Genomic DNA, 5,500 nt, shown 5'->3' with positions numbered 1-5,500 from the left:
AACCCGTCGAAAAGCGTCAGAAACGGCGCAAAATCGATCATATCGAGGTCGACTTGGCGCCTTGACGCTGAAATCCAAGTATCAGAGCGCTTTGATCAGACCTTCCCTAGCACGGCGCGTAAATGTACGTCCTCAGAACCATCTCGTTACACTGAAATAAATACAGCATCCAAGTTAGTGCGCGCATTGTTCTCAGCTACTGCCGAGGAAAGCCGCGTCTGATCAAACCCCTTATTTACGCCAATTAGGAACTGGCTACTTACGTCAAACAAGGGCGCATGGGATGCTGTAGGACGCCCGCGCATCTGCAGGTTGGTCTGATTGAAGAGCTCACGCACGTACCAAGCCCTCTTTCCAGCGGGCAGGAGCGTTTGCGCGTTCGAACATGTCCAACTACTTCGACGGGCTCTACAATCCCTTAGTCCTCCACACTCACCTCGGTGGAGCCCGCCATCCCCCCTGTTGACTACAATACAATGCGTCGCCCTTGTCGAACGGGCGTCCAGTACAAGCAGGAAACTCCGCATCCTGCCTCTCTTAGCAATGAATGGAATCATGAGATTCCATAATTGGATTAATCGTTTCAGCAATTAAAGCTTCAGGAGTTTGGACAAGCAATGACTTCTCCCACAAAGCGCCCATCCCGCTTTGACTTTGGTGACAACCATACCCATACCAATGGCGATTCCCAGACAGCAACTCTCAAAGATCTGATGGATGAGCTCACATATGAAAAGACGACAAACGAAGACTACTCGGGAGGCAGTGTGATGAGCATCAATCAGCTCGACACGGTCCTACGACTCCTTCGATCCATTTCGGGCAAGCCGCTAAAGAGCGTAACTGAGAAACACCCTCTCGCCGACATCAAGACCATCAAGAGCCTTTATTTAAACACCTTTAAAAAGGGCATGCATCTAATCGGCCTTATTGAGCCACCAGGTGCAGATTCCGAAGTCGCCATGAATATACTTACTCTCCCTCCAACAGAAGAGAGTGGAAAGGTTCTAGAAGCTAAACGCCACATCATCTTTGAGCTAGAGCGTGAAATATTTAAAGAAGAGAAGGAGCATATCGATGCCTTATTCAATCCGCAGCATACTCCTCACGCTTATTGGTTAGGAACAAACGAAGCGATCGACGAAGTACTTCTCACCCACCTCCATATCGTTGAAGATGCCAACCTCCTGCTCGAAGCTGATGCATATTTGACCGCGAAGACGGAAGAGTTCATGCGCACGGTTACCCCTGCGGAAAAGGAGAAACGCCTGCACATTTCTACGTATGTCTACCTTAGATCGCTTGAGTTTCTGCATATGCTGAACTTCGAGATCACCACGAACCGCACGATTCCGAATGACAGAATACCAGGAAACATGCAGGTAGATTTAAGTGAACTCTGCAAATCGATTCCTCCGGTGCATGGTGTTTCCATCCAAGGCCACACCCCTTTCATGTCACTCGCTGACGTGCCGAAATTCTGCATTGACAATGCAAAGGAAATTGCCCGACTGGTAAAAAAAGTTACCACGTTTAAGTATAGAGCCAGCGACATCCTCGAGAAGCAGGACGCCATCAGAGCCAAGTATGCACTCGCCGCATATTTAGAGTCGATCAAGCTACCGAGCGATGAAAACCCGAATCCCATCGCGGTCGTGCACATCGTTGCGGCTTTCTGTTCCGTCAGGCATCAACGAAAGATGAAGTCAAAGCCGAAGACATCGCGGCGATATAGCTCAAAGCTCGTACCCCCTCAAAAGCAACTTGATGCTTTCATCAATAGAAAAGGTGAGCAACTAGAGCCCATGCCACCCATGGCATGGTTCATCTATTCGGAAAGGACGCTTTGGTATACCCATGCGCTGCTCAATCAAGCAACCGTGATGCGCTCGCACCAGTCCTTGCAAACTGCGCAAGCGAAGCTTCTATCCGCAATCTACACGTCACTTAATCTCGTTCTGATCCCCAAGCTGACCGCCTTGTACCAAAGTCATATGGTGGAAGCTGCTCAGACCTTTGTCGCACTACATGGCAAGGAGAATACTAGGTATGACTGGATTCCTAGTCTAGGACGCGACTAAAAAGATGTAAATTTTCACCCACTCGACCCTATCTCTATGGAGATGGAGCCAACAGTCCGATAGCACAGACAGATCACCGAACTGATGCGGAGGATAGGAGATGGAAAGAGCACGCGCACTTACCGTTTCTTATCGTGTGCCCAATTGGTAACTGAGAGGCCCTCTTCACGACAGCCGTCAAGAATGATCTTGACGGCTTTTTCTTGTCTAAAGAGAAAAGGTGATCACAGATGGCAAGCTTCCACTACAGCATCAAAAGCGGCAAGAAGGGCAGTGCGCAACGCCACGCCAAGTACATTGAGCGAAAAGGCTCGCATAGCACTCGTGACGACTTGATCCATGTCAGCTACGGCAACATGCCGGGCTGGTCCGCAACCGATCCCAACCAGTTCTGGCGCATGGCAGACCAGCATGAGCGTGCCAATGGCGCAGCTTACCGCGAGCATGAGATTGCCCTGCCAAACGAAATGAACGTGTTGCAACTAATTGATCTGGCGGAGCAACTGGTCGGAAACCTAGTCGGGAACAAGCCGTATCTATACGCAATCCACGCGCCAGAGGGGAAGCTTGGCGGCATTGCGAACCCACACATCCACCTGATGTGTTCGGATAGAATTCCGGATGGACTCGATCGCACTCCAGCGGGGATGTTCTCACGTTACAACCCGAAGCAACCGAGCGCTGGCGGTTGCCGCAAGGATAGCGGAGGTAAAAGTCCACTGGAACTACGTCAGCAGGTAAAGGAGATGCGCAAGCTAGTAGCTGAAACCCAAAACAGAGCACTAGCGCAGCACGGTTACGATGCCCGGGTTGATCCGCGCAGCCTGCGCGAACAAGGCGTGGAGCGGCATGCCGAGCGCCACCTGGGCCAACAGTTCGTTCAAGGCATGGCCGAGGCCGAGAAGGCACAGTATGTTCAATTCCGCGTGAACGGTACGGAACAGGCGAACCCAGTAAACTAGCCTGAGGCTTGATCGAAAGCATGCGATTCTGCGACTTTGTCGCAGAATCGCATGATGTTTGAATGACATTTTCTGAAAAAGCCCCGGCTTGTCGCCGGGGCCCTGGACTGACGCCGGAAGCCTACATTCCTACGCTGTTGAAATAACCATCTGCCAATTGTAGGTGTGTCGCCTTGGTTCGATTGTCCCTGTGAATCCAAAGAGCCCCCCTGGAGACAAGCAATTCCAAGGCCATGCCGAATCGGGCGCGATCACGTACCGGCCCATTACGAAGGACGTGGTTTTTTGGCACAAATGTGTTCGAGTTTTGGCCTAGCCAGACACGTGTACGTAAGTACCTTGCGACCGCAGTGGCGTCCACTTGGTCCTGTGAGACAATAAATTGCGGCGAGAACAAGCTCTTGTACTCATCGATATGCCACCGAACAATCTCGAACGCACGATTGAGCGTATCGAGCGTTATATCTCCGCTTTCGTTGCCAAAATAGTGCATGGCTGCAGCAAGTCGCCCAAGGATCTCCATCACTTTGGATGCGAAATCGTTGATATCGCTCAGGTATTCGCCTTGGCGCAACATCGCTTCCGTTTGACTGGCCAGCTCCAACCAGCGCGCCTTTGCATCAGGCGAGAACCCGATCTGTTCGCGAGTAACAGTTCCCGATTCCATCATTGTTCGGTACGTGTCCAAGAGCCCGCGAACTCGCGCCTGGAAGACTAGCAAGTGGCTCCATTCGAGCTCACTATCTGTTACGCCGCGAAACCCCATCGTCGAGCGCGGGTATCCCACCAGATATCGCGCCCAATGACCACTTCCCTTCGCAACCGATCCCCGCCTGTCCAGAAACTGCTTCAATGGCGCGTACTGGGTCATGATGCTTACCGAGACGCGAGGATTCATTGCCACTAGGTGCTCATCCTGAGCACGGTCCAAAGGCAACATTTCCGGCGAATCCCAAAGACGGTTTAGCAGCCCCACGTGCGACATGGCTTCGCCCTTGAAAAGCAAGTGTCCTTCATCGGTAGTTATCGCAATCGACTCACCATCCCCCTGAACTGCTTCCATCACTGCTTTAGCCGTGATGTCCTGCCGGAGGAAGTGACGAAGAGGCGGCCTATTCGGCTTGGACCGAGCATGCTCAAGTAGTTGACTGTCCAGCTCCGTCGTCGACTTGCCCTTCGCAACTGCTTTGGAGATTGCGCTACGCAATCCTTTCCCCTTGGCCTGCCAAGATCCGAGCTCCGCCTGGTACTGCTCGATCTGCTGCTTATGGCGAGACAATGCCAAGCTGTCAGCCGCGCGGAAGGGAGCAAGCAACAACGACGATACCGTCGACTTGCGCTCGCCTGACTCAGCGATCAGCAGCAAATTCTGTGACACTGGGCGCACCTGCCCTGTTGGTAGCTTCACATCGATCAGGCCTTGACAAGCCATCGAGATGGCATTGATTAGACCCATACCGATCAACGCATCCGGCGCCTGCACATTGCGAAGCAGTTCGTTCCCTGCTTCTCTAGCTACGACGAGAAACGCAGCCATCGGATAGGCCGGTGCCATTCGGGGGAGCATGTTGTTCATCGTGCTTCCTCCTCGATGCCCGCAGTACCAACTACATCTGCGGCCTCATCCAATGGCTTCCCGCAGGTAGCACACGCCACCGGCTCACCACACATCTGCCTACGTTGACGCTCGCTGTTCAACAACTTACGAAACTGGATCAGACTCAGTTGATGTCCGTATGCTCCGTTGAACCTTTCCATCACTGGCTTCTTACGCCTCTTGCCTGCCAAGTGCTGCTCCAAGAGCGGATAGGCCTCCATGAAATCGGATTCGAGCTTGTTCCTGCCGCTCGCCGATACCTGCTCCAATGCGATCTTCAGTTTCTCAAGTGCACTGCGCTCGTCAGCCAACACTTCTTTAAAAGCGCTCATGATCAGTTCCCCCCCAACTGATTGCGGCACTTGTTGGTGCGGCCCTGAACCCACGCAATGGCTTCGTGTGTCCAATAGAACTTTGGCGATTGCTCGCTGTCGTATAGCGGAACTCCCTTGGGGAAGTCTGGATCGGTCTTCATCAGTTCATATGCCTTGCTTCGGCTGACCGAAAGCAGTTTGAGCAGTTCCTTCAGACGCAAAGTTGGCGAACTCGGCCATACGGCAGAGGCATCAATCGCCGGCGCGATCTGGAGCGTGGCTTTATTGCGGCCCACAATTGGGCCCGGGCGGTACTGGCTGATTTGCATAGTTGAATCCCTTTGATGTGGTTTGTACTGAAAAGGGATCCGGCCGGTTCCCGGTAGGACGTCGCCTACCGGGATGCATTTGATCTGCTTGAGCAATCGAATGCACTTAAGGATGCTCTGAACAATTCCTCGGCGACAATAGCGCAAGGTTCGACGGATGACGACGATGCAGCTGAGCTTCGGGGACGCGGAACACACGGGCAAGCGGAAGAAGACG

General features: G+C 52.8%; 5 protein-coding genes. 2 read left to right on the top strand and 3 right to left on the bottom strand.

Features of this window, described 5'->3' with window-relative positions; genetic code table 11:
- Positions 1 to 617: 617 nt before the first annotated feature.
- Positions 618 to 2,081: a hypothetical protein gene (locus ACVOL0_RS19885; RefSeq protein WP_481507747.1), complete on the top strand. Its 1,464-nt coding sequence runs from the start codon at positions 618 to 620 to the stop codon at positions 2,079 to 2,081.
- 230 nt (positions 2,082 to 2,311) lie between these two features.
- Entirely contained in the window at positions 2,312 to 3,043 is a 732-nt protein-coding gene (locus tag ACVOL0_RS19880; protein WP_481507746.1) for a MobA/MobL family protein, read from the top strand.
- A 121-nt stretch (positions 3,044 to 3,164) separates the two neighbouring features.
- Here the strand turns inward: ACVOL0_RS19880 and ACVOL0_RS19875 are convergent, their stop codons facing one another.
- The 3 genes from ACVOL0_RS19875 to ACVOL0_RS19865 all read right to left on the bottom strand — a co-directional run.
- The gene (locus tag ACVOL0_RS19875) at positions 3,165 to 4,619 is read right to left on the bottom strand and encodes a YfjI family protein (protein ID WP_481507745.1); all 1,455 of its coding nucleotides are present in this window, start codon (positions 4,617 to 4,619) and stop codon (positions 3,165 to 3,167) included.
- The gene (locus ACVOL0_RS19870) at positions 4,616 to 4,972 is read right to left on the bottom strand and encodes a hypothetical protein (RefSeq protein ID WP_481507744.1); all 357 of its coding nucleotides are present in this window, start codon (positions 4,970 to 4,972) and stop codon (positions 4,616 to 4,618) included. Before ACVOL0_RS19870 ends, ACVOL0_RS19875 begins: the two co-directional genes overlap by 4 nt.
- Positions 4,973 to 4,974: 2 nt before the next feature.
- A partial coding sequence (locus tag ACVOL0_RS19865) for an AlpA family phage regulatory protein (RefSeq protein ID WP_481550552.1) occupies positions 4,975 to 5,500 on the bottom strand: 526 nt, incomplete at its 5' end.

Source organism: Stenotrophomonas sp. STEN021 (assembly GCF_056760175.1).
Note: the sequence above shows the minus strand (reverse complement) of the source record. Positions and strands in the feature narration are given on the sequence as shown.